The following is a 26,992-nucleotide window of genomic DNA, read 5'->3' on the forward strand; positions in this document are numbered from 1 at the left end:
GGTTCGTGACGACGATGACGGACACCCGCTTCCGCGAGTTCAAGATGCCCGACGTGGGCGAGGGACTCACCGAGGCCGAGATCCTCAAGTGGTACGTGCAGCCCGGTGACACGGTCACCGACGGTCAGGTCGTGTGTGAGGTCGAGACCGCGAAGGCGGCCGTCGAGCTGCCGATCCCCTACGACGGTGTGGTGCACGAGCTGCGCTTCGCCGAAGGCACCACGGTGGACGTCGGCACGGCGATCATCACCGTGGACGTGGCGCCGGGCTCAGGACCGGCCGAGGAGCCGCCGCCGGCGGCCACCGAGCCCTCGCTCGCCGCCGCCGAGCCGGAGGCCGACGACGACGCGCCGAAGGGCCGCCAGCCCGTGCTGGTCGGCTACGGCGTGGCCGAGTCGTCCACCAAGCGCCGTCCGCGCAAGGGTGCTTCGACGCCCGAGCAGAAGCAGGCCGTCCAGGCCGCCGTGCAGGCCGAGCTCAACGGGCACGGCGCCGCGGCCCCCGCGGCGCGGCCGCTCGCCAAGCCCCCGGTGCGCAAGCTGGCCAAGGACCTCGGCGTGGATCTCGCGACGGTCGTGCCGAGCGGCCCCGACGGGATCATCACCCGTGAGGACGTCCACGCCGCCGCGGCTCCGGCCGCGCCGGTCGGGGTGCCCGCCCCGGCTGCCGAGCCCGTGCCCGTGGCTCCTGCCGCCGCCCCGGTCGTCGGCGCCCGGGAGACCCGCGTCCCCATCAAGGGCGTACGGAAGGCCACCGCCCAGGCGATGGTGGGCAGCGCCTTCACCGCGCCGCACGTCACCGAGTTCGTGACGGTGGACGTGACGCGCACGATGAAGCTCGTCGAGGAGCTCAAGTCCGACAAGGACATGGCCGGGCTGCGGGTCAACCCGCTGCTGCTGATCGCCAAGGCGCTGATGGTCGCGATCAAGCGCAACCCGGACGTCAACGCCGCCTGGGACGAGGCGAACCAGGAGATCGTGCTCAAGCACTACGTCAACCTGGGCATCGCCGCGGCCACTCCGCGCGGGTTGATCGTGCCGAACATCAAGGACGCGCACGCCTTGACCCTTCCGCAGCTGGCCGAGGCGCTCGGCGAGCTCGTGAGCACGGCGCGCGAGGGCAAGACCACCCCGGCAGCCATGCAGGGCGGCACGGTGACCATCACCAACGTCGGCGTCTTCGGCGTCGACACCGGTACGCCGATCCTCAACCCGGGCGAGTCCGCGATCCTCGCGGTCGGTGCGATCAAGCTCCAGCCATGGGTCCACAAGGGCAAGGTGAAGCCCCGTCAGGTCACCACGCTGGCGCTGTCGTTCGACCACCGGCTGGTCGATGGTGAGTTGGGTTCCAAGGTCCTCGCGGACACCGCCGCGATCCTGGAGAACCCCAAGCGGCTGATCACCTGGGCCTGATCAACGGTCCACGAGCGGTACTGGGGGAGGTCCCGTGACGCCGCGCGCCACGGGACCTCCGTCGTGTCGCCACCGTACTCAGAAGCGGCGGAGGCCCGTCCGCAACGGCGGACGGGCCTCTTCGTCGGGTGCCGTCAGACGGGCGCCGGGTCAGTCGCGCTGCGCGCCGGACGGCAGCGAGCGCAGCTGCATCGTCCGGGCGGAGGTCGAACCGAAGCCGAAGTCCAGCAGCTTGGCCGCGTCCTTGGCGCGCTCGGTGGTGCTGGAGCTGCCGAGGACGACTCCGACGTAGGTCTTGCCGTTGCGGGTGGCGGCGAAGACGAGGCAGGGGCCGGCGGCCGTGCCTGTGCCGGTCTTCACGCCGATGGCACCGCTGTAGGAGCCGAGGAGCGTGTTGGTGTTGTACCAGGTGTACGTGCGGGTGGCGCCCGTGCTGGTCGTCGCGGTGGTCTTGTAGGACTGGGCCTTCACCACGTCACGGAAGGTGGCGCTGCTCATCGCGTGGCGCGCGAGCTTCGCCATGTCCCACGGGGTCGTGTAGTTGTTCCCCGCGGCCGAGATGCCGTCGAACGAATCGAACTTGGTGTTCACCAGGCCGAGCTGCTTGGCCTTCGCGTTCATCTTGCCGATGAACGACTTGGTGCGGGCGGCAGACGTCGTCCCGGTGCCGTAGGCGTCGGCCAGCGCGTAGGCCGCGTCGCAGCCCGACGGGAGCATCATCCCCGACAGCAGTTGGCGGACGGTCAGCTTGTCGCCGGTGCGCAGGTCCGCGGTGCTCGCGCCCTCGCGGACGACGTAGTTCCGGTACTCCTGCTTGACGGTGATCTTCTTGTTGAGGTCCACGCCGGGGATGGTGAGCACCGTTATGGCCGTGACCAGCTTGGTGGTGCTGGCCATCTGTCGGCGCGTGTTGTTGGCCTTGCCGTAGATCGGCTTGGCGTCCGCCTGGTCGAGCAGGAAGCCGCCCTTGGCGCTGATGCTCGGGATCGGTACCGCTGCCTGCGCGGGAGCGGCCATGGGCGAGGCCGTCAGCAGCAGACCGCCGGCGAGAGCAACGGTGGCGGCACGGCGCAGGCCCTTGTGGCTGGATATCAAAGGTAACGCTCCGATGGTCGGGAATGCGTTGAAAGTCGTCGCTTTCACAGTCGAGTGGGGCCCGAGGGAAAGGAGGGTCCCGCTGTGAGACGCGTGAGCATCGCGGATGGATGCACGAGTGGCGCCTGGACCTCCTTGCCCCGACGCCCGGTCCGCACCCCGGCCGTCTGCATGCTGGACATCCGTTCCTGTTGCACCCCTGTTGTATCTAAGCTGTGCGCATGCCCGCCGCTCCCGTTCGACAGCCTGCCGCCGACCGCGTCTACGACCACATCAAGCAGGCCGTTCTCGACCGCCGTTACGAGGGAGGCACGCTCCTCACCGAGGGCGAGCTCGCCGACGCCGTCGGCGTCTCCCGCACGCCCGTCCGCGAAGCGCTGCTCAAGCTCGAGATGGAAGGGCTGCTCAAGCTCTACCCGAAGAAGGGCGCGCTCGTCCTCGCGGTGTCCGCCCAGGAGATCGCCGACGTCGTCGAAACCCGCCTGCTGGTGGAGGAGTTCGCCGTGCGCAAGGCCGTCCCCGCACCCCCACGGCTCATCGCCCGCCTGGAGGAGCTCCTGGAGGAGCACCGGCGGCGCGCGGAGTCGGGCGACCTGGCCGATGTCGCCGTCACCGACCGGTGTTTCCACGCGGAGATCGTCCGTCACGCGGGGAACGAGATCCTCTCGCGCCTCTACGACCAACTCCGCGACCGCCAGCTGCGCATGGGCGTGGCCGTGATGCACGCCCACCCCGACCGGATCGCCAAGAACGTCGCCGAGCACGCCGAACTGCTGGACGTCATCAGGACAGGCGACCCGGAGGCTGCCGCGGAGTGCGTGCGCCGCCACCTGGGCTGGGTCACGGTGCTCGTCCGGGGTGAGGCGCGATGAGCGGAGAGCCCCGCTCCCTTCCCGGCGACCCTCCGGGTGGCCGCCGCGCCCTCGTCGTCTGGGGCATCGGCGTCGCCGTCTACTTCGTCGCCGTCATCTTCCGCACGTCGCTGGGCGTCGCCGGCCTCGACGCCGCAGACCGGTTCGACGTCAACGCCTCTGCGCTCTCCACCTTCTCCATACTCCAACTCCTGGTGTACGCGGGGATGCAGATACCCGTCGGCCTCCTCGTGGACCGCCTGGGCACCAAGAAGGTCCTGGCCATCGGCGTGGTGCTGTTCACCGCGGGACAGCTCGGCTTCGCGCTCTCCCCGTCCTACGGGACGGCCCTCGCGTCCCGCGCCCTGCTCGGCTGCGGCGACGCGATGACCTTCATCAGCGTGCTGAGGCTCGGCTCACGCTGGTTCCCGGCCCGCCGCGGTCCGCTCGTCGCCCAGATCGCCGCGCTCTTCGGCATGGCGGGGAACCTCGTCTCGACCCTCGTCGTCTCCCGGATGCTGCACGGCCTCGGCTGGACGGCGGCCTTCGCGGGCAGCGCGTCGGCCGGTGTGGTCGTCCTGGTGCTGCTCGTGCTCTTCCTCAAGGACCATCCGAAGGGGTACGCGCCGGCACCCGTGGAGCACGCCGGCGCCGTCTTCGTCCGCCGCCAGATCGCCCGGTCCTGGCGCGAGCCCGGTACCCGGCTCGGTATGTGGGTGCACTTCACCACGCAGTTCCCCGCCATGGTGTTCCTGCTGCTGTGGGGCATGCCCTTCCTCGTCGAGGCGCAGGGGCTCTCCCGGGAGAGGGCGGGTGAACTGCTCACCCTGGTGGTGGTGTCGCACATGGTGGTGGGCCTGGTCTACGGCCAGGTCATCGCCCGGCACCGTGCCGCGCGCGCCCCCCTCGCCCTCGGAACCGTCGCGGTGACCGCGGCGTTCTGGGGAGCGACCCTCCTCTGGCCGGGAGACCGGGCCCCCGTGTGGTTGCTGGTCGCGCTCTGCACGACCCTCGGGGCCTGTGGTCCGGCGTCGATGATCGGTTTCGACTTCGCGCGTCCTGCCAATCCCCCGGAACGCCAGGGCACCGCTTCCGGCATCGTCAACATGGGCGGTTTCGTCGCGTCGATGACGACGCTGCTGGCGGTGGGGGTCCTGCTGGACACGACCGGCGGAAACTACCGCCTCGCGTTCTCCTCGGTCTTCGCCCTGGAGGCCTTGGGCGTCTGGCAGATCCTGCGACTGCGGGGGCGCACGGTGCGACTGGAGCAGGAGCGGCTGGTGGCCAGCAGGGTGGAAGCGCTGCACGTCCCCGCGTGACGGACCGGCACGGCGCGATGGTGTCGCCCGGCTCCGGCGGCCACCACGAGGCCGTTTCGGACCGGGGGCGCCCCGTCGCCCGACGCTTGGTCACGGCCGGGCGCCCCACCGGCCCACCGGCCCACCGGGCCACGGGAGGTGGCCGGGAGCGGTGGGCCACCGGCCCGTGCCCGGGACGCCGAAGAGGAACGCGCGGTCCGGTGTCGTGGGCCCGGTGCCAGCAGCCAGGGGCGACGGCGGGGACGCACCCCCGCGCGCGATCCGGACCGCCGTCGGACCACTGGCTACGGCGTCACCGCGAACCGGTCCAGGATGGCCTGCATCAGGTCCGAATCGCCCTCGATCTTGATGCGGTCGGCCACGGCCGCGGGCCTGACCCGCCCCGTGGCGAGCCGCACGTACGTTTCCCAGTCCAGCGCCAGCGTCGCGGCCGGTCCCAGGGACGGCGAACCGTCGATCGAGCCGCGCCCCTCCGCGTCCACCCGTACCGTCCTCAGGAACTCCACGGGCCCGCTCACGTCGAAGACCACTGCCGAGTTCGGCGGCGCGCCCGCGTCCTTGGCAACGACCTTCGGAAGGACCGCGAGGAAGTTGTCCCGCGCGACCAGGGCTCCGGGGGAATCGAGGTTGCCGGGAACCCCCAATGCGGTACGGAGGTCCTGCTCGTGCACCCAGACGTCGAACGCCCGCATCCGGTAGGCGAGCTCGAGCGTCTGCTCGGCGCCGAGCGGGGCGCGGACCATCGTGTCGGGGGCACGGTTCTCGTTCCGCAGCTGCCGGTTCCGACGGATGATCGTGTACTCCAGCTCCGACGTCATCTCCGGCGCGGTGTGGTGCCGACGAACATCGACCTGCATCTCCATGTAGCGCGCGAACTCGTCGCGCACGTGGTAGAGATCGCGCGGCAGGGTGTGGATCGGCCGGGGGTCACCGAGCATCTCGCATTCCATGCCGATGACGTGCGACACGATGTCGCGCACCGACCACCCGGGACACGGTGTCGCGCGGTTCCATTCCCCCTCGACGAGTGGCTGCACCAGCTCGGCTATGGCGTCGATGGAGTGGGTCCAGGCGTCGGCGTAGGTCTGGAGACTGGGATGGGCGGTCACGGAACCCCTCGACGGTCGTGCGCGGGCCAGGTACTGGGCAGCTGCGGGGGGTGCCGGGGGTGGCCCCCCGGGAGAGAACAGTACGCTGCCCTTGGGCACCCCGGCAGTGCTTTCGTGTGACGATCGTAGGCCCGTGTTGACGGCTCGAATGCCAGGACGGTGGTAGTGTGCGCGCCTCGCTCATCCAGTTCGCAGTAGACCCGGACGAATCCATTGATTCCCGCCGCCGGCGGGCGGCTTCCCTCGTACGTGACCAGCAGGGCTCCGACCTGGTGGTCCTCCCCGAGCTGTGGCCCGTCGGAGCGTTCGCCTACGAATCCTTCGAGAAGGAGGCCGAGCCGCTCGACGGGCCGACCCACGCCGTGATGGCCCGGGCCGCGAGCGACACGGGAGTCTGGTTGCACGCGGGCTCCATCGTCGAGCGGGCCCCGTCGCCCGACGGCCGGTCCGCGAGCGTCCTCTACAACACCTCGCTGGTCTTCTCGCCCGAAGGGCGGCTCGTCCGCTCCTACCGGAAGATCCACCGCTTCGGATTCGACGAGGGCGAGGCCGTGATGATGGCCGCCGGCAGGGAACTCGTCACCGTACCGCTCCCGGATGTCACCCTCGGCCTCGCGACCTGCTACGACCTGCGCTTCCCCGAGCTCTTCCGGGGCCTGGTCGACGCGGGCGCCGACGTCCTCGTCGTCTCGGCGGGATGGCCCGAGCGCCGCCGCGCCCACTGGACCCTGCTCAACCAGGCCCGCGCCGTGGAGAACCAGTCGTACGTCCTCGCCTGCGCCTGCTCCGGTACCCACGCGGGGGTCGAACAGTCCGGCCACAGCATCGTCGTCGACCCCTGGGGCCAGGTGCTCGCACAGGCGGGCGCGGGTGAGGAGGTCCTGACCGTCGACCTCGATCCCGCGAAGCCCGCCGAGACCAGGGAGCAGTTCCCGGCCCTCAAGGACCGCCTCCTCGGGCTCGCACCGCCGCCGGAGCGTCCGTCGCAGGCATAGGCCCTGTCTCCTTGGTGGCGTTGGCCGAACCGTGGTGCGACCTGCCGTGCGAAGCTGTGAGCCATGGTGCCTTCGATCGTCCGAGGAAGGCGCGGGCCGCGGCACGCGGTTCACCTGCGTGAACCGGCCGCGATACGAGCCATCGCCTGGTCGAACATCGCCAGCCAACGGGTGGCGTCAATGCCGTGACCCGCGGCCACCGCATGATGGCGACACCCGTACAGCAGCCCGCTGTACACCGATCGGCGGGCTGCTGTACGGGCAGTGGAGCCCTGGGGCATCAGCCCAGCGGCAGTTCCAGCCGGGCCTCGCTCTCGCTCACGGAGCTGACCGTGATGGCGGTGAGGGCGGGGAGGTCCGAGCCCGCGTGGGAGTACAGCGGGTCACGGCTGTTGATCACCAGGGCGAGGCGGTGTCCGACCGGCAGGTCGTAGGAGACGGCCTGGAGGAGCCAGACGATGGTGGTGTCGGCCTTCGAGGTCAGGGCGGTGGTCGTGTACGGCTCGTGGGTGATGATCCGGGCGGTGCCGTCCGGGGCGACGTCGTACAGGTATGCGACCACGGTGGCGGCGTCGACGCTGCTGCGCACGGTGAGCCGCACGGTGGCGGCGCCCCGGATCCGGCGGGCCACCTCACCGGGGCCGGTCAGCGGGTCGGTCGACCAGACCAGCAGCTGATCGCGCTCGAATTCCGCGAACTTGTACCTGTTGGGGTTGCCGAACCACTCCCGCTGCCCGGCCTTGAGCAGCTCGCCAGCGATGGAGGAGGTCAGGGCGCCGGCCTTGAAGTCCCGCGACCACCCGACGGCCGGCTCTTCGGTCAGTGAGGCGTCACCGGTGTCGCCGGCGCCGGTGAGGTACCAGACCTCGCTGCCGGTGGTGGCCTCGTGCCAGGACGCGTACGTCTCGCGGCGCGCCGGCACGGTGATCGGGTTGGTGTCGCCCGGGACGGCGACCGTCTGGTAGGTGAACATGCTCTGGCTGTTCACCGCCGGCCAGTTCGGCACGTCGTTGTCGACGCCGAGCAGATGGTAGTCCAGCCACTCGTAGGCCTCCCGCGTCGGCTCCGCCAGCCCGGGGAACGGCACCCCGGGCACCAGCCCGGCCAGGCCGGGGCCCTCGGGGGCGCCGTGGTCGCCGATCCACAGGTTCAGCCGCTTCGGCACGGTGACCCGCTCGAAGAGGTCGAGCACCGGGTTGACCGGGAACAGCGTCTCGTGCCAGGTGTTCGAGATGAACGTCGGGATGTCGCGCGCGTTGGTGTGGTCGACGTACGTCTCCGGGGAGCGGTCGGTGCCCCACTCGACCACATCGTCGAGGTTCCGGCCGCTCAGGAAGTCCTTGAGGAGCTGCTGGGCTCTCTCGTCGAACTTCTTCTCCAGCGGGCCGCCCGTGAAGTCGATCAGCGCCTGCACGGCCTCCAGGTGCCGGGTGCCGTTGTTGTACAGGCTGGTGGCGAGGTTCCCCCAGGTGCTCAGCGCGACCACGGCGTCGACCCGGTCGGCCGGGTCGTGCGCGGCGACCAGTTGGCTGATCCCGGAGCCGTAGGACTCGCCGAGGAAGCCGATCCGGCTGGGCTCAAGGGTCTGCTGCGCGTAGTCGATCACATGCGAGCCGTCGGCCCAGTCGTTGGGCCCGGCCACATCGACGAAACCCTCGGAGGTCGACAGCCAGCCCTCGATGCCGATGCCGCGCGGCGAGTAGGCGAGCACGTGGTAGCCGCGCTGCGCCAGCTTGAGGTACGCGTAGAGGAAGGGCAGCCAGCCGAACGGGTTCCAGCCGGCTGGCACGATCACCACCGGGTGCGGGGCGTCGTCCTTCAGGTTGATCCTGAACGCCGACAGCCGGACATCGTCGTGCGTGGTGATGCGGGGGAGTGTGATCGTGGCGATCCGCTGCACCTCGGCCACCAGCTCCGAGAGCTCCGGCGGGAGTTCGACGCCCTCCTCACCCTGAAGGGAGGCGAGCAGCGCCCTGGACACATCGACGACGGCCTGACTGACGCTGTGGCCTGGACCCCAGATGCCGTTGGTGGCGATGTCGGTGAGCGTCGCTTCGGTGACCGACGGAGTCGGGTCACTGGTCATGCGTAACCACCTTCTCTGTGAACGGATGCCGATCGGCATCATGATCAGAGCAGAAGGAACCGAACTGATACGTCATCAACATGCGCCAGAACTGGTGATATTGCTGCGATATCCACTCTCGCGCCTCACCTACGCCACGCCCCGCGAAACGTGGCGCCCCACGGCTCCGCCCGCATTATTCGTGGAGCGCGTGCTCCACGAATGGCGACCGTACAGTCCGCTGCACCTACTGCCTCGCCGCGCACAACGTGCTCGCCCACTCGCCCACCGGAACGACGTGCCCCGCCGAGATCACCGACGTCATCCGGGGCGGCCGGCCGATCCCCGACGCCCGCTCGTGCCGTCGCCGCGGTCGAGCAGCGGATCGCCGGGCGTGACCGCGGCGAACAGCGGGACGTCGATCACTGTCCGGGCGGCCGCCCCGGGCAGGGGCACCTCCCCGGCGAGCCCCAGGACGGCGATGTCGAGCTCACCAGCCAGGAGCACGGCGCCTGTATCCGTTCCATGGTGTCCTCGGTAGCGCCACTTCGACCGACGGGTGGGCGTCGTGGAAGTCCGCGAGGAACGCGGCGAGGTCGAAGGCGTGGCCGGTGGCGCCGGAGACCAGGCCGAGCATCACCCGCCCGCGCAGCAGTCGGGCGCCCGACCACGAGTGAAAACACCCCGGACAGCCCCCGTGTCCCGGCTCCGCTGGAGAGTTGGCCCGGCCGCACCCGAGAAGGCCGCGTCAGCCCCTGGAGCCGAAGTTCTCCACCCACCAGGGGCCGTTGGCGCTGAGGTTCACCCCGACGCCCACGTCCTCGAACTCGCAGTCCAGTATGTTCGCGCGGTGTGCCGGGCTCGCCATCCAGTCGCGCATGGCGACGGCAGGGTTCGACGGCCCCCGGTGGAGGTTCTCCCCCCACTTGCCCGCCGGATAACCCGCCGTGCGCATCCGGTCGTTGGCGTGACCGCCCCCCGGGCTCACGTGCGCGTAGTAGCCGTGTGCGGCCATGTCGTCGGCGTGCGCCTGGGCCGCCGCCTGCACCAGGGCGTCCGCTCGCACGGGGGAGCAGCCCGCCTTCGCCCGTTCGAGATTGACCAGTTGGACGATGATGTCGGCGTACTCGGCGGCCGCGCCGGTGAGCTGTGTGCCGGCCGACGGGGAAGGGCTCGTGGGGCCTGCCGCGGCGGGCGGAGCCGTGTTCCGGGCGGGGCCGGTGGAGGGGGCCCCGGTCTGCCGGGTCGGGGCGGTGGGGCTCTTGGTCGCGCCCGCCGCGGGCGTTCCGGCAGGGGGCCGGGGGGTCGGGGCCACGGGTGTGAACCCCGGTAGGACCGTACCCGGCAGCCGGTCCGCTCTCGGGTCCTCCGCGGTCTGTTGGACGGCCGAGGACGCGTCGCCCGTCGTCCCGTCGTCCGTGCCGTTGCCGGTGAGCGCGAACGCGCCGCCCGCAACCACGGCGGCCGCCAGGCCGCCCACGATCATGTTCGTGGAGATCCTGGGGACCTCAGCGAGTCCCGCCTGCCGACGACGACCGTGCCGCCCCTTCCGCACGGCCCGATGCCCACTGCTGCGGCCCACCTGATACCGGCCGGCGCCGCTCCACAGGTCTTCCGTGTGCCAGTCGTGGCCGTCGCCGTGGTGCATCGCAGCTCCGCTCTCCGCACGCGCCGGTCCGTCCGGCAAGAGGGGAGACCGGGGGCGCGGCCCTGCGATAACGGTTTTCCGCCGCGCACCCGGAATCCCTCTCTCCGTATCTTCTTCGCAGCCGGTCCGCAGCCGGTCCGCAGCCGGTCCGCACCCTGAGCGGAGCCATCCGGAGACTACGGGCCGGATGGCAGGCTTGAAGCATGAATGATGCTGCCCCGGCGCCCACCCCCGAGCCCCGCCGACGTGCCCGTGTCCGTGCCCCCGAGCTGATCGGCAAGGGCGGTTGGATCAACACCGGCGGGAAGGACCTGAAGCTCGCCGACTTCCGAGGTCGCACATTGATCTTGGATTTTTGGACGTTCTGCTGCATCAACTGCCTGCACGTCCTGGACGAGCTCCGGGAGTTGGAGGAGAAGCATCGGGACACCGTGGTGATCATCGGCGTGCACTCGCCGAAGTTCGTGCACGAGGCCGATCACCAGGCCGTGGTCGACGCTGTCGAGCGCTACGGCGTGCACCACCCGGTGCTCGACGACCCCGAGCTCGCGACCTGGAAGCAGTACGCCGTGCGGGCCTGGCCCACGCTGGTGGTGATCGACCCCGAAGGGTACGTCGTCGCCCAGCACGCCGGCGAGGGCCACGCCCACGCCATCGAGCGGCTGGTCGAGGAACTGGAGGCGGAGCACCGGGCGAAGGGCACCCTGCGGCGTGGTGACGGCCCGTACGTGCCGCCGGAGCCCGTGCCCACCGATCTGCGCTTCCCGGGCAAAGCCGTGCTGCTCCCGGACGGCAACTTCCTGGTGTCCGACACGACCCGGCACCAACTGGTCGAGTTGGGACCGGACGGTGAGACCGTCGTGCGCCGGATCGGTGACGGGGACTTCCGCGAGCCGCAGGGCCTCGCGCTGCTCCCCCGAGCCTCCGGGGGAGCGCGGGTGATCGTCGCGGACACCGTCAACCACGCGCTGGTGGCGTACGACCCGTCGAGCGGTGCCGTCGAGCGGGTCGCCGGTACCGGGCGCCAGTGGTGGCAGGGCTCGCCGACCTCCGGCCCGGCCCTGGAGGTGGACCTCTCGTCGCCGTGGGACGTCGCGTGGTGGCAGGGCAAGGTGTGGATCGCCATGGCCGGTGTCCACCAGCTCTGGACGTACGACCCGGAGTCCGGGACGGTCGAGGCCGCCGCGGGCACGACGAACGAGGGACTGGTCGACGGACCGGCTGCCGAAGCGTGGTTCGCACAGCCGTCCGGGCTCGCGGCCACCCCGGACCGGCTGTGGATCGCCGATGCGGAGACGTCCGCACTGCGGTGGATCGACACCGACGGGGTGGTCCACACGGCCGTCGGCTCGGGCCTCTTCGACTTCGGGCACCGTGACGGCGAGGCCGGTCAGGCGCTCCTCCAGCACCCGTTGGGCGTCACCGCGCTGCCCGACGGGTCGGTGGCGGTGTCCGACACCTACAACCACGCGCTGCGCCGCTACGATCCGGCGACCAATGAGGTGACGACCCTCGCGACCGATCTCCGCGAGCCGTCCGGTGCCGTGCTCGCGGGCGGGGACATCGTCGTGGTGGAGTCCGCGCGGCACCGGCTGACCCGGCTGAGGCTGCCCGAAGAGGCCGTCCGGGTCGAGGCCGTCGCCCACCGTACGCAGCGGGCCGCGACCGAGGTCGCCCCGGGGACGCTGAGGCTGGACGTGGTGTTCCAGCCGCCGTCGGGGCAGAAGCTGGACACGAGGTACGGGCCGTCGACGCGGCTGCTGGTCTCCTCGACCCCGCCGGAGCTGCTGGCGGGCGGCGGGGGTTCGGGGACCGACCTGTTCCGTGAGCTGCGGTTGGACCCCGAGGTGACGGGGGGCGTGCTGCACGTGTCGGCGATGGCCGCGTCGTGCGACGACGATCCGGACAACGAGTACCCGGCCTGCCACGTGCACCAGCAGGACTGGGGAGTTCCGGTACGGGTGACGGAGGGCGGCGCGGCGCGGCTGCCACTGGTGCTCGCGGGGATGGACGGGTAGCCGGTCCTGCCGGGCTGTTGTGCAGGGCGGCTCCTGGCGCCGGGCCTGCCGTCCCGCCCTGGCGTCCGGGCAACCGGTCACCCGTGCCGAGGGGGTGTGGGTGACCCGGTGGCGCACCGAGTCCGTGGGGTGTTGCAGGAGAAGCACGGGAAACACCGTGCACGGCACGGTGTTTCCCGGATGCCGGCGGCGTCAGATCGGCCTGTTCTCGTCGACGTAGGTGGGTGCGACCGGCGGTACGACCGCCCTCCGCCGTCGTGCGATGCTCGTGAACGTGGCGACGCCGATGATGCCGACCGCCATCATGATCAGTCCGACCAGGTCGAGGTTGACGCTCTCGGTCTTCCAGTCGGTCGCGAAGGTGAGGATCGCCCCCGCACCGATCAGCAGGATGCAGCCTCCCAGGCCCATGATGTACGCCTCCTGAATCCGCGTGGGTGGTACGGGTACCCCGACCCGTAGCACCTACGCAGGGCGCGTTCACGTCAACCGGTACCCGGCGGCGGGCGCCGACCGCCCGGTGCGTGGGGCCGGTTCGTCAGGTGCGGGGCACGGGTGGTGCCGCCGCGTCCCGGCCGATGGGCGGCGGCCGGCGGACGCGCCCCGCGGTACCTGGTCGTGACGGGTTGCGGGGCGCGTCCGGCAGACGGTGCGTCAGCCTTCGAGGAAGGCCACGAGCGCGTTCGCCAGCAGGTACGGGTCGTCCGCTCCGCAGAGCTCGCGCGCGCTGTGCATCGACAGGCACGCCACACCGATGTCGACGGTCTGGATGCCGTGTCGGGCGGCGGTGATCGGCCCGATCGTCGTGCCGCAGGGCATCGCGTTGTTGGAGACGAAGGTCTGCCAGGGCACCCCGGCGCGCTCGCACGCGGCGGCGAACACGGCGCGTCCGCTGCCGTCGGTGGCGTACCGCTGGTTGACGTTGACCTTCAGGATCGGGCCGCCGTTCGCGCGCGGGTGGTGCGTGGGGTCGTGCCGTTCCGCGTAGTTGGGGTGCACGGCGTGCCCGGTGTCGGACGAGAGGCAGATGGTGCCGGCGAGGGCGCGCGCCTTGTCGTCGTAGGACCCGCCGCGGGCGAACACCGAACGCTCCAGTACCGACCCGAGCAGCGGGCCCTCTGCGCCGGTGTCCGCTTGGGAGCCGTTCTCCTCGTGGTCGAAGGCGGCGAGGACCGGGATGTACGGGAGGCCGTCCCGGGCGGACACCGCGGTGAGCGCGGCCGTGCCGGCGTGGACGGAGATGAGGTTGTCCATGCGGGGACCGGCCAGCAGTTCCCGGTCGCGTCCGAGGTACGCGGGAGCCTCCAGCGCGTGCGTCATCAGGTCCCAACCGGCGACCTCCCCCGCCTCGATCCCGGACTCCTCCTCGAGGAACGCGATCAGGTCGCCGTCGTGGACGTCGCCGCCCAGGCCCCAGACCGGTTGCATGTGCCGCTGCTTGTCGAGCTGGAGGCCCTTCTCGTGGACCGAGCGGTCCAGGTGGATGGCGAGCTGTGGGACGCGCAGCAGCGGGCGGTCGATGTTCACCAGGCGGGTCGTGCCGTCGCGCAGCGAGAGCCGTCCGGCGAGGCCCAGGTCGCGGTCGAGCCAGGAGTTGAGCAGTGGTCCGCCGTACACCTCCACGGCGATCTGCCGCCAGCCGTGGGAGCCCATGTCGGGTTCGGGCTTCACCCGGAGGTTCGGCGAGTCCGTGTGCGCACCGACGATCCGGAACGGTGTGTGCGGTGCGGCACCCTCCGGCACGTACCAGGCGATGATCGCTCCGCCCCGTACGACGTACTGTCCGCCCGTGCTGCCGTCCCAGGCGTCGGTCTCCCGGACCTGCCGGAACCCCGCCTTCTCCAGGCGCTCGGCGGCGCCGGCGACGGCGTGGTACGGCGTGGGGCTCGCCGCCAGGAAGGTCATCAGGTCATCGGTGTGTCCGCGGTCGAAGCGGGAAGGTGCGTTGCTGGTCATGGTCCCCAGCCTATGAGGGCCGTCCGGCGGCCGGGCGGCCGTGCGCCGGATCGTGGTGAGCGCGCGGCACGGTGTTGCGGCGCCGCCGTTCCCATCGCCCCCCGGGGGTGCTCTCCGCCGCGTGGGGTTCGACGTCCGGTCGCCCGCAGGGGGTTGGTGGATCGGGACGTCCGAGGGGTGTCCGCACCGATAGGTTCGGCGCGACCGTGTGCGCAAAGGCCCGCCCCAGGTGGGGCGGGCCTTTGCGTGCGGCGTTCCGGGCCCGTGGACCGGGCCGGATCGGCCTAGAACGCCGCCTCGTCCAGCTCCATCAGGTCGTTGTCGACGCCCTCGGCGATCTCGCGGGCCATGGCGACGCCCGGCAGGACGTTGGCGGCGAAGAACTTCGCGGCCGCGATCTTGCCCTGGTAGAAGGCCTTGTCCTTCGAGGAAGCGGTCTCCAGCTTCTCCGCGGCGACGGCCGCGGAGCGCAGCAGCAGGTAGCCGACGACGACATCGCCGGAGGCCATCAGCAGGCGCGTGGTGTTGAGGCCGACCTTGTAGATGTTCTTGACGTCCTCGCCGGTGGCGGTGAGGTCGGTCAGCATGCGGCCGACGATCGCCTCCAGGTCGACGGCGGCCTTGGTGAGCGCGTCGCGGACTCCTGCCAGCTCGTCGCCGCCGGTGCCGACCGCGAGGAACTTCTTGATCTCCTCGGCCAGCAGGTTGAGCGAGGCGCCCTGGTCACGGACGATCTTCCGGAAGAAGTAGTCCTGGCCCTGGATCGCCGTGGTGCCCTCGTAGAGGGTGTCGATCTTGGCGTCGCGGATGTACTGCTCGATCGGGTACTCCTGCAGGTACCCGGAGCCACCGAAGATCTGCAGTGACTGGGCCAGCTGCTCGTAGGCCTTCTCGGAGCCGTAGCCCTTGACGATCGGCAGCAGCAGGTCGTTCAGGCCGTGCAGGGACTTGGCGTCCTCGCCCGCGGCCTCCTTCGTCGCGATGTCGTCCTGGACCGAGGCGGTGTAGAGGACGAGGGAGCGCATGCCCTCCGCGTAGGCCTTCTGCATCATGAGCGAGCGGCGCACGTCGGGGTGGTTGGTGATGGTGACCTTGGGCGCGGTCTTGTCCATGAACTGCGACAGGTCCGAGCCCTGGACGCGCTCCTTGGCGTACTCCAGCGCGTTCAGGTAACCCGTCGACAGGGTGGAGATCGCCTTCGTGCCGACCATCATGCGGGCGAACTCGATGATCATGAACATCTGGCGGATGCCGTCGTGCTTGTCGCCGATCAGCCAGCCCTTGGCGGGGTGCTGGTCGCCGAACGTTATCTCGCACGTGTTGGACGCCTTGAGGCCCATCTTGTGCTCGACGTTGGTCGCGTAGACGCCGTTGCGCTCGCCGAGCTCGCCGGTCTCCCAGTCGAAGTGGAACTTGGGCACGAGGAAGAGGGACAGGCCCTTGGTGCCGGGGCCGTGGCCCTCGGGGCGCGCCAGCACGTAGTGGAGGATGTTCTCCTCCATGTCGTGCTCACCGGAGGTGATGAAGCGCTTCACGCCCTCGATGTGCCAGGAGCCGTCCTCCTGCTGGACGGCCTTGGTGCGACCGGCACCGACGTCCGAGCCGGCGTCCGGCTCGGTGAGGACCATCGTGGAGCCCCACTGCTTCTCGACCGCGATCTGGGCGATCTTCTTCTGTGCCTCGTTGCCCTCCTCGAAGAGGATGCCGGCGAACGCCGGACCCGAGGAGTACATCCATATCGCGGGGTTCGAGCCCAGCAGCAGCTCGGCGTAGGACCACACGAGCGAGCGGGGCGCGGTGGTGCCGCCGATCTCCTCCGGCAGGCCGAGGCGCCAGTACTCGGAGTCCATGAAGGCCTTGTAGCTCTTCTTGAAGGACGCCGGGACCGGAGCGGTGTTGGTCTCGGGGTCGAACACCGGCGGGTTGCGGTCGGCGTCGGCGAAGGACTCGGCGAGCTCGTTCTCCGCGAGGCGGGCGATCTCCTCGAGGATGCTCTTTGCGGTCTCGACGTCCATCTCCGCGAACGGGCCGGTGCCGTACAGCTTGTCGCGGCCGAGCACCTCGAAGAGGTTGAACTCGATGTCGCGGAGATTCGACTTGTAGTGCCCCATGGCGACGGCTCCGTAACGGATCGGGAGGGGTTCCTCGTGCGGCAGTACACAGGTCTACCAGTTGGTAGTCCCGATGATGCTACCCGTCGGTAATAAGAAGCAACCCCTATCCGGGCAAGTGTGACGTGCGGCGCACGCGGTGGTGCGGGCTGCGCGCGCCCGGAGCCCCCGGACCCCGGTCGGGTCGGCGGCGGGAGGTGTGGGAGCGGACCGGGCGGTCGGGCCCGGCGGCCGTGCCGGCTCGGTAGGCTTGCGCCCATGTACGGCTACGACCAGAACCCCGGTGCCCAGCAGCACTACGGTGTCCCGCCGCAGCAGCCGATGGCTGGCGGCATGCCGGGTGGCGGTTACGGCGAGCAGCCGCCCGGATACGGAGGTCAGCCGCTGTATCCGGAGCCGTCGCCGCCGTCGCTCGCGGACGCGGTGCGGGCGTTCACGACCGGGTCGCTGTCGGCCGAGGACTTCCAGCAGGTCTTCGCCACGTCGAAGGTCTACTGCCCGCGGGGCGACAACCCCGGCTTCCTGGCCCTGCACAACACCCAGCAGCCGGTGATCCCGATGTTCACGTCGTTGAAGGAGCTGCGGCGGTACGCGGGCAAGGAGTCGAAGTACTTCGTCATCACGGGGGCCGAGGTGATCGACCTGCTGCCGACCGGGTACGGGTTCGTCCTGGACATGGAGGGGGAGCATCGCATGGTGTTCGACGCCAAGGCGGTGGAGCAGATGGTCGACTTCGCGATGCGCCGTATGTACGGCTGATGCGCGTGCCGGCCGGCGCGTGTGCGTCGGTGCGGGTGGAATCGTGGTGGGCGCCCGGGAGGAATTCCTCCCGGGCGTTCTGCGTTCCGGGTGGCAAGAAGTTCACTCTTCAACTAATCTGGGCGTACAAGGAGGTCACCCCCATGCCTGCAGTGACTGTCGAGAACACGCTGACCCTGCCGCGCGTCACCGCACCCGCCGACGCGCCGTCGCGTCCCGTGCTCGCCGTGACCACGGCGCCGAGCGGGTTCGAGGGGGAGGGCTTCCCGGTGCGCCGCGCGTTCGCCGGGATCGACTACAGCCACCTCGACCCGTTCATCATGATGGACCAGATGGGCGAGGTGGACTACGGAGCGGGCGAGCCGAAGGGAACCCCCTGGCACCCGCACCGAGGCTTCGAAACCGTCACCTACATGATCGACGGGACGTTCGTCCACCAGGACAGCAACGGCGGCGGCGGGACCATCCGGAACGGCGACACCCAGTGGATGACCGCCGGGTCCGGTCTGCTGCACATCGAGGCCCCGCCGGAGTCGCTCGTCATGTCCGGCGGGTTGTTCCACGGGCTGCAGCTGTGGGTCAACCTCCCTGCCGCCGACAAGATGATGGACCCGCGCTACCAGGACATCCGCGGCGGCCAGGTGCAACTGCTGACCTCCCCGGACGGCGGTGCGCTGCTGCGGGTCATCGCGGGCGAGCTCGACGGCCACCAGGGTCCCGGGATCACCCACACCCCCATCACCATGATCCACGCGACCCTGCGGCCCGGCGCCCGGATCGCCCTCCCCTGGCGCGAGGACTTCAACGGGCTCGCGTACGTCCTGGCCGGCCGGGGCGCGGTCGGCACCGAGCGGCGGCCGATCCACATGGGCCAGACCGCGGTGTTCGGGGACGGCGGTGCGCTGACCGTGTGGGCCGACGACACCCAGAACGGCTCGCACACCGGTGACCTGGAGATCGTCCTGCTCGGAGGACGGCCCATCCGCGAGCCGATGGCGCACTACGGACCCTTCGTGATGAACACCCGCGAGGAACTGCGCCAGGCCTTCGAGGACTTCCAGAAGGGCAGGCTCGGCACCATCCCCGCCGTACACGGGATGTGACGGCGCGTCGCACCTCAGGCGGGCGGGGCGGGCGGGCGGCGCAACCGCAGGACGGGTGGCGCACCGGCGCTTGGTGCGCCGGCCGCCGCTTCCCCCGGGACCCGTGCCCCGAACACCACCCACCCGGAGGCGCTCACCTGATGAGCCGTCACCCAGCCGGTCCCCATGGAGGGGTGCGCCCGTCCGCGGCGTGATCGGCTGGGTGCCGTGCAGACCGGTCCCGTGCAACCCCTCCTGCCCCAACCCGTTCGACGCGTCGCCGCCTGGTGCGTGGTCGTCCTGCTGGTGGCCGGGGTCGTCGCGGTCGGCGTGTGGCTGGTCACCACCTTCAAGACGGCCGTCATCCCCGTGCTGCTCGCCCTGCTCGGTACGGCACTGCTCGGACCGCTCTACCGGTGGCTCGTCCGGATGAAGGTGCAGCGGAGCCTCGCCGCCGGGCTGACCTGTGCCGCAGTGGTCGCCGTGGTCGGCGGGGCGCTGTACATCGTGGTCAATGCGCTGGTCGAGAGCGGCGACCAGATCATCTCTTCGCTCCGGCAGGCCGCCAGGGACCTCACGAGGCACTTCGGCGCCGCGGGAACCTCGCTGGACGACCTGGCGTCGAACTCCAAGGACCTGCTCGCCAAGTTCGGCGGTACCGCGGCCTCCGGAGTGATCTCCGGGATCAGCGTGGTCGCCCAGATGATCGCCATCGCCGTGCTGTCCCTGTTGCTGATCTTCTTCTTCCTACGGGACTCCGACCGGGCCCTGCGCGCCCTGCGCACCCTCGCGCCCCGGTCCACCGGCGACACCCTGGAGTCCATGGCGCAGCGCGCCTTCGGCGCCGTCGAAGGCTTCATGCGCGGCACCACCTTCATCGCCCTGATCGACGCCGTGTGCATCACCGTCGGCCTGCTGGTCCTCCGGGTGCCGGGAGCGGCCGGGCTCGGTGCGCTCGTCTTCGTCTTCGCCTACATCCCGTACCTGGGGGCGTTCATCTCGGGATCGCTAGCCGTGCTGGTGGCGCTCGCCGACCGGGGGTTCGTGATCGCACTCTGGGCGCTCGGCGTCGTCCTCGCCGTCCAGGCGCTGGAGGGGCACGTCCTGCAGCCGGTGATCCAGAGCCGCACGGTGCAGATGCACCCGGCGGTCGTGATGCTGGCGATCACTGCGGGAGCCGGCATCGCCGGGATCCTCGGGATGCTGCTCGCCGTACCCGTGACCGCCGCCGCCTTCGGGGTCCTGGGCGAGCTGCGCAGGCGCTACGCACCGGTCGGTGAACCCACCGACGGTCCGACCGGCGGAGCGGACGGCGGTGGCGCCGCTGAACCGTCCGGCGGCCCCGGCTCGTAGAGCTCGAACCAGATCGACTTGCCCTCGCCACGGGGATCCACCCCCCAGGCGTCCGCGAGGATCTCCATCAGCACCAGACCGCGGCCGGACGACGCCAGCTCGCCGGGCCGCCGTATGTGCGGCAGCTCGTCGCTGGCGTCCGAGACCTCCACGCGCAGCCTCCGGCTGCCGTGCTCCCCCTCCGCCTCCGCCACCATCAGCGCGTCGCCGTCGGTGTGGACGAGGACGTTGGTGACCATCTCGGACACCATCAGCACCGCCGAGTCGACCTGCTCCGCGTCCAACCAGTCGTGGAGCAGGTCCCGCAGCTGGCCGCGGGCCCCGGCGATCCGCTCCGGCTCGGCCTGGGCGACGGTGAGGACCGTGCGGCGCGGCGCCCGGCGGGCCGGTGCGCCGTGCCGGGAGAGCAGCACGACCGCGACGTCGTCCTCGCGCCGGTCGGCGAGCGGACCGGTGGTGTGGTGCGACGCGGGCCCGTGGACGGCCTGGACGAGCGCGTCGGCCAGCTTCTCCAACGTGCCGGTCTCGTCCTGGTGCTCCTCCAGTACCGTGCGGATCCGCTCCCAGCCGCTGTCCATGTCGTGTCCGCCGGTCTCCAGCAGCCCGTCCGTGCAGATCATGATCGTCTCGCCGGGTTCCAGGACGACCTGGGTGGTCGGGTAGTCGCTGTCCGGGTCGATCCCGAGCGGCAGGCCCCCTGCGGTGGGTCGCATGATCACGGTGCCGTCCGCCATCCGGATCGCGGGGTCGGGATGACCGGCGCGTGCGATCTCGAGGCTGCCGCTCGCCGGATCGCACTCCAGGTAGAGGCAGGTGGCGAAGCGCGGACCGCTGTAGGGGCCGACCGGGTCGCCGTCGTCGAACGCCTCGCTCTCCGTGTAGTCGTGCAGCCCGGTGAGGAACCGGGAGGCGCGGGACAACACGGCGTCGGGGCGGTGGCCCTCCGAGGCGTACGCGCGCAGTGCGATCCGCAGCTGCCCCATCAACCCGGCGGCCCGCACGTCGTGCCCCTGCACGTCGCCGATGACAAGGGCGATCTTCCCGTTCGGCAAGGGGATCAGGTCGTACCAGTCACCGCCGACCTGCAGACCACCGCCGGTCGGGACGTACCGCGCCGCCACCGACATCCCGGGGATGCCGGAGCCGAGGGAGGGCATCATCGAACGCTGCAGCCCCTTCGAGAGCTCGCGCTCGCTCTCGGCGACCCCGGCCCGGGCCAGGGCCTGCGCCAGCATCCTGGCCACGGTGGTCAGGACCGACCGTTCGTCGGGGGTGAACGCCACGGGGTGCTTGAACGCCGCCATCCAGGCGCCCATGGTGCGGCCCGCGACGGTGAGGGGGAGGAAAGCCCAGGACTGCCGGCCGAACGATTCGATCAGCGGCCAGAAGGTCGGGTAGCGGCTGCGGTAGTCCTCGGGCGCGGGCAAGTACAGGGCGCGGCCGGTGCGTATGACCTCGGCCGCCGGGTACTCCGTGTCCAGCGGCATGTCGGCGAGCGGACCCCGGTCGGTGCGGTGGAAACCCTGGTGGCCCATGACCCTGAGCCGGTCGCCGTCGACGCCGAAGACGGCGAGACCGTCCGGGGAGAACCCCGGCATCGACAGCGAGGCGGCCACCCGGAGCACCTCGGCCGTGGAGCGCGCCTCGGCCAGCGCCCGGCCCGCGTCCAGGAGGAACGCCTCGCGGGAGCGGCGCCAGTCACCGGTGACGGGGGTCCGGGCGCTCGTGCCCGGCTGGGGTTCGGCGACCTGTTGGATCGTCCCCGTCAGCTGGTACGTCCCGTTCTCCTGGACCGGCCTGCAACGGCCCCGCACGGTGCGCAGCACCCGGCCCCGCCCGTCCACGATCCGCATGCGGGCCTCTGCGAGGGTCTCCTCCACCAGGGCGAGACCGACGATGCCGCTGACCTCGTTCCAATCCACCGGGTGGAAGCGGGAGCGTACGGCCGACTCGCTGTGGGTGCCGGGCCCGGCCAGCCCGAGCAGCCGGGCGGCCTCGGCGTCGAGGGTGACCGTCCCGGAGGCGTCGTCCCAGCTCCATACACCGGTCGCGATCGCGGCCAGGACGTCCTCGGTGCGCATTTCCCCACTGTATTCGCGATGTCGTCGCCGTCACCTGCTGGGTGGCGGCGGCCTCCGGCCCGCCCCGGGGGTAATCCGGGAAGGGGATCTTTGCCCGGACGGTAACCTGGGTGGGTCTGCCCACCTCCCATCGCGAAGACTGGATGAACGACGATGCATCGGTACAGGTCCCACACCTGCGGCGAGCTCCGCTCCTCTGACGTCGGCACCGACGTCCGGCTGAGCGGCTGGCTGCACAATCGCCGAGACCTGGGCGGCATCCTCTTCATCGATCTCCGCGACCACTACGGTCTGGTCCAGCTCGTCGCCCGTCCCGGCACCGCCGCCAACGAGGCCCTGAGTCACCTCTCCAAGGAGAGCGTCGTCCGCATCGACGGCAAGGTCTCCGCCCGTGGCGCCGAGAACGTCAACCCCGACCTGCCGACCGGTGAGGTCGAGGTCGAGGTCACCGACGTCGAGGTGCTCGGCGCCTCCGCCCAGGTCCCCTTCACGATCAACACGGACGACGGCGTCAACGAGGAGCGGCGCCTGGAGTACCGCTTCCTGGACCTGCGCCGCGAGCGCATGCACCGCAACATCATGCTGCGCACCGCCGTCATCTCCGCCATCCGGCACAAGATGACCGCGCTCGGCTTCAACGAGATGGCGACCCCGATCCTCACCGCGACCTCTCCCGAGGGTGCCCGTGACTTCCTGGTGCCGTCCCGACTGAACCCGGGCAAGTTCTACGCGCTGCCGCAGGCGCCGCAGCAGTTCAAGCAGCTGTTGATGATCGCGGGCTTCGACCGCTACTTCCAGATCGCGCCCTGCTTCCGTGACGAGGACGCCCGCGCCGACCGCTCGCCCGGCGAGTTCTACCAGCTCGACGTGGAGATGAGCTTCGTCGAGCAGGAGGACGTCTTCCGGCCGATCGAGCAGCTCATGACCGAACTCTTCGAGGAGTTCGGCGGCGGTCGCCACGTCACCTCCCCGTTCCCGCGGATCCCGTTCCGCGAGGCGATGCTGAAGTACGGCAACGACAAGCCCGACTTGCGCGCCCGGCTGGAGCTCGTCGACATCACCGATGTCTTCGAGGGCTCCGAGTTCAAGGCGTTCGCGGGCAAGCACGTGCGAGCCCTGCCGGTGCCGGCGGTGCAGGACCAGCCGCGGAAGTTCTTCGACCAGCTCGGCGAGTACGCGGTCGAGCAGGGCGCGAAGGGCCTGGCCTGGGTGCGCGTCGGAGACGACGTCCCGCACGGCCCCGAGGGCCTGGGAGGTACTCCCACGCTGTCCGGCCCGATCGCCAAGTTCCTCACCGAGGAGAACGTCAAGGTCCTCACCGAGCGCCTCGGCCTGCAGCCGGGCCACGCGGTCTTCTTCGGCGCCGGCGAGTTCGACGAGGTCTCCAAGATCATGGGGGCCGTGCGGGTCGAGGCCGCGCGCCGCTCGGGCCACTTCGAGGAGGACGTCTTCCGGTTCTGCTGGATCGTCGACTTCCCGATGTTCGAGAAGGACCCGGACACCAACAAGATCGACTTCTCGCACAACCCGTTCTCCATGCCGCAGGGGGGCTTGGAGGCCCTGGAGACCAAGGACCCGCTGGACATCCTCGGCTGGCAGTACGACATCGTCTGCAACGGCGTCGAGCTGTCCTCCGGAGCGATCCGGAACCACGAGCCCGACATCATGTTCAAGGCGTTCGAGATCGCGGGCTACGACCGGGAGACCGTGGAGCGGGAGTTCTCCGGCATGCTCCGCGCCTTCCAGTACGGCGCCCCGCCGCACGGCGGCATCGCGCCGGGCGTCGACCGCATCGTGATGCTGCTGGCCGACGAGCCGAACATCCGCGAGACGATCGCCTTCCCGCTGAACCAGAACGCGCAGGACCTGCTGATGGGCGCGCCCGCGGAGGTCGAGGAAGCACGACTGCGCGAGCTGAACATCGCGCTGCGCAAGCCGCCGGCGAAGCCCGGCGAGTAGCCGAACGACCGAAGGGGCCCGGAACCGTGCTGGTTCCGGGCCCCTTCGTCATCCACGGCCACGCGCGTGGGACGGGCCCCGGGCACGCCCCGCGACACCGTGGCCCCGTCAGCCCGCCGGGGCTCGCGCGGAGCTCGGGGCGGACGCGTCAGCCCCGGCCGCCGATCTGCGCACGGCGATCCGTCCGTCCGGGCACGGGAGGGCCACGGGACCCCGCCCCCCGCGTGGATTTCGTGCTCCTTCTGAGTCGTTCGCGCCGTCCGTGTCGCCCGGCCGCGTCCCGAGCGGGAAGGGTGCGGAAGGCAGCACGCACGACCCCGAGAAGCGGTCGCACCACGAGAGGACATCGCGCAGTGCCCAGCACCGTACTGACCAGAGCGGCGCCGCTGCTCGCCGCCGGGCTGTTGCTCGCTGGCTGCGCGGACGCTGCGCCGCCACCCCCGGCCGACGGCGCCCCCCATCCGCGTGTCTCGCGGTCGCGTCCCGCCCCGGAGGCGCACGGCACGACCGGGCGGGGGACGGGTGGGAGCGGCACGGCGGCCCAGGGAGGCGCGTCGGCGCAGGCCGGCGGCGGGGGGAACCGACCCGGACCGGGGACGGCCGACGGTAGCTCCGGGCGCGTTTCTCAGCTCCCCGGATTGGGGCCGAAGACCCGGGCCCTGGTCCCTGCGGGCGCGTCCCAGGCCGTCGTCGTCACCGGGGCCGGCCGTGACTCCAGTTCGTCCCGCGCCGTCCTGTACGAGCGCGACCCGGTGACCGGCTGGAAGGCCCTCACCGAGCCCTGGCCGGCGCACAACGCCCTGAAAGGCTGGACCGACGAGCACTGGGGCGGGGACGTCCGTTCCCCGATCGGAGTCTTCGGGCTCACCGACGCGGGCGGACTACTGCCGAACCCGGGGACGAGGCTCCCGTACGAGGAGTCGGACCTGTTCAACGCGGAGGGCACGGGTTTCCTCGGCGAACCGCTCGCCGGCTCCTTCGACTACGTCGTGGCGATCAACTACAACCGCGAAGCGGGTACGTCACCGATGGACCGGCGCCGTCCGCTGGGCGCGGCCCGAGGCGGCGGAGTGTGGCTGCACGTCGACCACGGAGGCCCGACCCAGGCGTGCGTCTCGCTGCCCCTGGCCCGGATGCGGGTGCTGCTGCGCTGGCTTGATCCCGCGAAGTACCCGGTCATCGTGATGGGGGACGGGCGTTCGCTGGCGCGCTGACACGCAGCGGGGAGGGCCCGGAACCACACGGTTCAGGGCCCTCCCCGCTGCATTCGGGACTCGCGCTCCGGCGTCCCGTGGTGGTCGCTCCGGGACTCCCCGGTGGCCGCGCAGGACGACGGGCACGGCACGTGCGGCCCGGCCGGACCGGCTCAGTCCTTCTTGGGCTCCTCGAGGCGCGGGAACAGCACCGCGCCCTTCGTCACCGTCGAGCCCGCCGGCAACCCGCCCCAGTCGCCCGCGTCCTGGACCCGCTGGTCCGCGAGGGCTCCGAGGGACGCCTCGGCGCCCAGCGAGTCCCACAGCTTCTGCGACGTCTCCGGCATGATCGGGTTCAGCAGTACCGCGACCGCGCGGAGCGACTCGGCCGCCGTGTACAGGATGGTCGCGAGCCGGGCCCTGCCCTCGTCGCTGCCCGCCGTGCCAGCAGCATCGGGGAAGGCAGTCTTGGCGACCTTCCACGGCTCCTGCTCCGTGATGTAGCCGTTGACCTGCTTGACGAAATCGAAGACCGCCAGGATGCCGCCCTGGAAGTCCAGTTCCTCACCGATCTTCCGGTCGGCCTCGGCCACGGCCTTCGCCAGGCCCTCGTGGACGGCCTTCTCCGCGTCACCGGGCGCGGTCGCCTCCGGCAGTGCACCGTCGAAGTACTTGCCGACCATCGCCGCGACGCGCGAGGCGAGGTTGCCGTAGTCGTTGGCGAGTTCGCTGGTGTAGCGGGCGGTGAAGTCCTCCCACGAGAACGAGCCGTCCTGCCCGAACGTGATCGCCCGCAGGAAGTACCAGCGGTAGGCGTCCACGCCGAAGTGGGAGGTGAGGTCCTGCGGCTTGATGCCGGTCAGGTTCGACTTCGACATCTTCTCGCCGCCGACCATCAGCCAGCCGTTGGCCGCGACCCTGCCGGGCACCGGCAGGCCCTGGGCCATGAGCATCGCGGGCCAGATGATCGCGTGGAAGCGGAGGATGTCCTTGCCGATCAGGTGCACGTTCGCCGGGAACGTCTCCTGGAACTTGTCCGGGTTCTCGTTGTAGCCGACTGCGGTGGCGTAGTTCAGCAGGGCGTCGATCCACACGTAGATGACGTGCGCCGCGTCCCACGGAACCTTGACGCCCCAGTCGAACGTCGAGCGGGAGATCGACAGGTCCTGCATGCCCTGCTTGACGAAGTTCACGACCTCGTTGCGGGCCGACTCGGGCTGGATGAAACCGGGGTTCGCCTCGTAGAACTCCAGCAGCTTCGGGCCGTACTCGCTGAGCTTGAAGAAGTAGTTCTCCTCCTTGAGGATCTCCACCGGCTTCTTGTGCACCGGGCACAGCTTCTGCCCGGCGTACTCGCCCCCGTCGCCGTCGATCAGGTCGCCGGGGAGCTTGTACTCCTCGCAGCCCACGCAGTAGGGGCCCTCGTACCCACCCTTGTAGATCTCGCCCTTGTCGTAGAGGTCCTGGACGAACTCCTGGACGCGGTCGGTGTGCCGCCTCTCGGTGGTCCGGATGAAGTCGTCGTTCGCGATCTCAAGGTGTTCCCAGAGGGGCTTCCACGCCTCCTCCACGAGCTTGTCGCACCATTCCTGCGGGGTGACGCCGTTCGCCTCCGCGGTGCGCATGATCTTCTGACCGTGCTCGTCCGTGCCGGTGAGGAACCACACCTTCTCGCCGCGCTGACGGTGCCAGCGCGTGAGCACGTCGCCTGCGACGGTCGTGTAGGCGTGGCCCAGGTGAGGAGCGTCGTTGACGTAGTAGATGGGAGTCGTGACGTAGAACGCCTTCGCTCCCTGCTTCTCGGATCCAGTGGCCGCCATGGTCGAAATCCTATCGGCCCCGCGAAGATCCACTGACCCGCGCGATTCCCGGGCTCGTGGGTATCCGCGGCGCCCCGCGGCAGGTGGAGTGGGAGCCGCGCGGGCGGGGCGGCGCCCCACCGTCCCCGTGCAGCGCCGCTGCCGCCCGGAGCGGTCGCCCCCGTAG

The 26,992-nt window shown here is 70.7% G+C and carries 20 protein-coding genes; 10 read left to right on the top strand and 10 right to left on the bottom strand.

Going from position 1 to position 26,992, the window contains the following annotated elements:
• Nucleotides 1-5: 5 nt before the first annotated feature.
• On the top strand, nt 6-1,412 hold the full coding sequence (locus ACFXOM_RS15715; protein ID WP_384929365.1) for a dihydrolipoamide acetyltransferase family protein: 1,407 nt from the start codon (nt 6-8) through the stop codon (nt 1,410-1,412).
• A gap of 150 nt (nt 1,413-1,562) precedes the next feature.
• Here the strand turns inward: ACFXOM_RS15715 and ACFXOM_RS15720 are convergent, their stop codons facing one another.
• Entirely contained in the window at nt 1,563-2,429 is an 867-nt protein-coding gene (locus ACFXOM_RS15720) for a D-alanyl-D-alanine carboxypeptidase family protein (protein WP_384929681.1), read from the bottom strand.
• A gap of 299 nt (nt 2,430-2,728) precedes the next feature.
• Between ACFXOM_RS15720 and ACFXOM_RS15725 the strand changes: the two genes are divergently transcribed.
• Together ACFXOM_RS15725 and ACFXOM_RS15730 are read left to right on the top strand one after the other, a co-directional pair.
• Nucleotides 2,729-3,379, top strand: coding sequence for a GntR family transcriptional regulator (locus ACFXOM_RS15725; RefSeq protein WP_384944050.1), 651 nt, complete (start codon nt 2,729-2,731; stop codon nt 3,377-3,379).
• Nucleotides 3,376-4,677 carry a nitrate/nitrite transporter gene (locus tag ACFXOM_RS15730; protein WP_384929359.1) on the top strand — a complete coding sequence of 434 codons (1,302 nt, stop codon included), beginning with the start codon at nt 3,376-3,378 and terminating at the stop codon, nt 4,675-4,677. Before ACFXOM_RS15725 ends, ACFXOM_RS15730 begins: the two co-directional genes overlap by 4 nt.
• A gap of 284 nt (nt 4,678-4,961) precedes the next feature.
• Here ACFXOM_RS15730 and ACFXOM_RS15735 read toward each other — a convergent pair whose 3' ends face one another.
• A complete protein-coding gene (locus tag ACFXOM_RS15735) occupies nt 4,962-5,786 on the bottom strand; it encodes a maleylpyruvate isomerase family mycothiol-dependent enzyme (protein ID WP_384929356.1) in 825 nt (274 codons plus the stop codon).
• Nucleotides 5,787-5,953: 167 nt separating this feature from the next.
• On the opposite strand from ACFXOM_RS15735, the gene ACFXOM_RS15740 reads away from it, so the two are divergent.
• Nucleotides 5,954-6,781 (top strand): carbon-nitrogen family hydrolase, encoded by an 828-nt coding sequence (locus tag ACFXOM_RS15740; RefSeq protein WP_384944052.1) that lies wholly within the window; start codon nt 5,954-5,956, stop codon nt 6,779-6,781.
• A 280-nt stretch (nt 6,782-7,061) separates the two neighbouring features.
• Here ACFXOM_RS15740 and ACFXOM_RS15745 read toward each other — a convergent pair whose 3' ends face one another.
• The 3 genes from ACFXOM_RS15745 to ACFXOM_RS15755 form a co-directional block, all read right to left on the bottom strand.
• The gene (locus ACFXOM_RS15745; RefSeq protein WP_385038160.1) at nt 7,062-8,867 is read right to left on the bottom strand and encodes an alpha/beta fold hydrolase; all 1,806 of its coding nucleotides are present in this window, start codon (nt 8,865-8,867) and stop codon (nt 7,062-7,064) included.
• Between the two features lie 300 nt (nt 8,868-9,167).
• A complete protein-coding gene (locus tag ACFXOM_RS15750; RefSeq protein ID WP_384929348.1) occupies nt 9,168-9,353 on the bottom strand; it encodes a hypothetical protein in 186 nt (61 codons plus the stop codon).
• A 241-nt stretch (nt 9,354-9,594) separates the two neighbouring features.
• The gene (locus tag ACFXOM_RS15755) at nt 9,595-10,494 is read right to left on the bottom strand and encodes a CAP domain-containing protein (RefSeq protein ID WP_384929346.1); all 900 of its coding nucleotides are present in this window, start codon (nt 10,492-10,494) and stop codon (nt 9,595-9,597) included.
• Nucleotides 10,495-10,697: 203 nt separating this feature from the next.
• Between ACFXOM_RS15755 and ACFXOM_RS15760 the strand changes: the two genes are divergently transcribed.
• Entirely contained in the window at nt 10,698-12,512 is a 1,815-nt protein-coding gene (locus ACFXOM_RS15760) for an NHL domain-containing thioredoxin family protein (protein WP_384929343.1), read from the top strand.
• A 192-nt stretch (nt 12,513-12,704) separates the two neighbouring features.
• Here ACFXOM_RS15760 and ACFXOM_RS15765 read toward each other — a convergent pair whose 3' ends face one another.
• The 3 genes from ACFXOM_RS15765 to ACFXOM_RS15775 all read right to left on the bottom strand — a co-directional run bounded on the left by ACFXOM_RS15765 (nt 12,705) and on the right by ACFXOM_RS15775 (nt 16,579).
• Nucleotides 12,705-12,923, bottom strand: coding sequence for a DUF6458 family protein (locus ACFXOM_RS15765; RefSeq protein WP_384929340.1), 219 nt, complete (start codon nt 12,921-12,923; stop codon nt 12,705-12,707).
• Between the two features lie 243 nt (nt 12,924-13,166).
• On the bottom strand, nt 13,167-14,468 hold the full coding sequence (locus ACFXOM_RS15770) for a M18 family aminopeptidase (protein ID WP_384929337.1): 1,302 nt from the start codon (nt 14,466-14,468) through the stop codon (nt 13,167-13,169).
• Nucleotides 14,469-14,752: 284 nt separating this feature from the next.
• Nucleotides 14,753-16,579 (bottom strand): acyl-CoA dehydrogenase, encoded by a 1,827-nt coding sequence (locus tag ACFXOM_RS15775; RefSeq protein ID WP_384929334.1) that lies wholly within the window; start codon nt 16,577-16,579, stop codon nt 14,753-14,755.
• Nucleotides 16,580-16,837: 258 nt separating this feature from the next.
• On the opposite strand from ACFXOM_RS15775, the gene ACFXOM_RS15780 reads away from it, so the two are divergent.
• The 3 genes from ACFXOM_RS15780 to ACFXOM_RS15790 all read left to right on the top strand — a co-directional run bounded on the left by ACFXOM_RS15780 (nt 16,838) and on the right by ACFXOM_RS15790 (nt 19,773).
• Nucleotides 16,838-17,338, top strand: coding sequence for an SseB family protein (locus ACFXOM_RS15780; protein WP_384929331.1), 501 nt, complete (start codon nt 16,838-16,840; stop codon nt 17,336-17,338).
• 143 nt (nt 17,339-17,481) lie between these two features.
• Entirely contained in the window at nt 17,482-18,441 is a 960-nt protein-coding gene (locus tag ACFXOM_RS15785) for a pirin family protein (protein WP_384929328.1), read from the top strand.
• Between the two features lie 207 nt (nt 18,442-18,648).
• On the top strand, nt 18,649-19,773 hold the full coding sequence (locus ACFXOM_RS15790; RefSeq protein ID WP_384929325.1) for an AI-2E family transporter: 1,125 nt from the start codon (nt 18,649-18,651) through the stop codon (nt 19,771-19,773).
• Here ACFXOM_RS15790 and ACFXOM_RS15795 read toward each other — a convergent pair.
• Nucleotides 19,683-21,854, bottom strand: coding sequence for a SpoIIE family protein phosphatase (locus ACFXOM_RS15795; protein ID WP_385038163.1), 2,172 nt, complete (start codon nt 21,852-21,854; stop codon nt 19,683-19,685). The two genes, ACFXOM_RS15790 and ACFXOM_RS15795, sit on opposite strands and share 91 nt — an antisense overlap.
• Before the next feature lie 153 nt (nt 21,855-22,007).
• Between ACFXOM_RS15795 and aspS the strand changes: the two genes are divergently transcribed.
• Nucleotides 22,008-23,813, top strand: a complete 1,806-nt coding sequence (gene aspS / locus ACFXOM_RS15800) for an aspartate--tRNA ligase (RefSeq protein WP_384929320.1) — start codon at nt 22,008-22,010, stop codon at nt 23,811-23,813.
• Nucleotides 23,814-24,166: 353 nt separating this feature from the next.
• Nucleotides 24,167-25,027: a hypothetical protein gene (locus ACFXOM_RS15805; protein ID WP_384929317.1), complete on the top strand. Its 861-nt coding sequence runs from the start codon at nt 24,167-24,169 to the stop codon at nt 25,025-25,027.
• Between the two features lie 152 nt (nt 25,028-25,179).
• Here the strand turns inward: ACFXOM_RS15805 and metG are convergent, their stop codons facing one another.
• On the bottom strand, nt 25,180-26,826 hold the full coding sequence (gene metG / locus ACFXOM_RS15810) for a methionine--tRNA ligase (protein ID WP_384929315.1): 1,647 nt from the start codon (nt 26,824-26,826) through the stop codon (nt 25,180-25,182).
• Between the last annotated feature and the right edge of the window lie 166 nt (nt 26,827-26,992).

The sequence above is a fragment of the Streptomyces sp. NPDC059169 genome, from assembly GCF_042755225.1.
Classification (GTDB): Bacteria; Actinomycetota; Actinomycetes; order Streptomycetales; family Streptomycetaceae; genus Streptomyces.

What these genes read in the sequence shown, in the direction of transcription:
- ACFXOM_RS15775 (WP_384929334.1), bottom strand. Translation starts at nt 16,579, where the DNA reads ATGGGGCACTACAAGTCGAATCTCCGCGACATCGAGTTCAACCTCTTC.
- ACFXOM_RS15720 (WP_384929681.1), bottom strand. Translation starts at nt 2,429, where the DNA reads ATGGCCGCTCCCGCGCAGGCAGCGGTACCGATCCCGAGCATCAGCGCC.
- aspS (WP_384929320.1), top strand. Translation starts at nt 22,008, where the DNA reads ATGCATCGGTACAGGTCCCACACCTGCGGCGAGCTCCGCTCCTCTGAC.
- ACFXOM_RS15730 (WP_384929359.1), top strand. Translation starts at nt 3,376, where the DNA reads ATGAGCGGAGAGCCCCGCTCCCTTCCCGGCGACCCTCCGGGTGGCCGC.
- ACFXOM_RS15755 (WP_384929346.1), bottom strand. Translation starts at nt 10,494, where the DNA reads ATGCACCACGGCGACGGCCACGACTGGCACACGGAAGACCTGTGGAGC.
- ACFXOM_RS15795 (WP_385038163.1), bottom strand. Translation starts at nt 21,854, where the DNA reads ATGCGCACCGAGGACGTCCTGGCCGCGATCGCGACCGGTGTATGGAGC.
- ACFXOM_RS15770 (WP_384929337.1), bottom strand. Translation starts at nt 14,468, where the DNA reads ATGACCAGCAACGCACCTTCCCGCTTCGACCGCGGACACACCGATGAC.
- ACFXOM_RS15780 (WP_384929331.1), top strand. Translation starts at nt 16,838, where the DNA reads ATGTACGGCTACGACCAGAACCCCGGTGCCCAGCAGCACTACGGTGTC.
- ACFXOM_RS15765 (WP_384929340.1), bottom strand. Translation starts at nt 12,923, where the DNA reads ATGGGCCTGGGAGGCTGCATCCTGCTGATCGGTGCGGGGGCGATCCTC.
- ACFXOM_RS15745 (WP_385038160.1), bottom strand. Translation starts at nt 8,867, where the DNA reads ATGACCAGTGACCCGACTCCGTCGGTCACCGAAGCGACGCTCACCGAC.
- ACFXOM_RS15760 (WP_384929343.1), top strand. Translation starts at nt 10,698, where the DNA reads ATGAATGATGCTGCCCCGGCGCCCACCCCCGAGCCCCGCCGACGTGCC.
- ACFXOM_RS15785 (WP_384929328.1), top strand. Translation starts at nt 17,482, where the DNA reads ATGCCTGCAGTGACTGTCGAGAACACGCTGACCCTGCCGCGCGTCACC.
- ACFXOM_RS15725 (WP_384944050.1), top strand. Translation starts at nt 2,729, where the DNA reads ATGCCCGCCGCTCCCGTTCGACAGCCTGCCGCCGACCGCGTCTACGAC.
- metG (WP_384929315.1), bottom strand. Translation starts at nt 26,826, where the DNA reads ATGGCGGCCACTGGATCCGAGAAGCAGGGAGCGAAGGCGTTCTACGTC.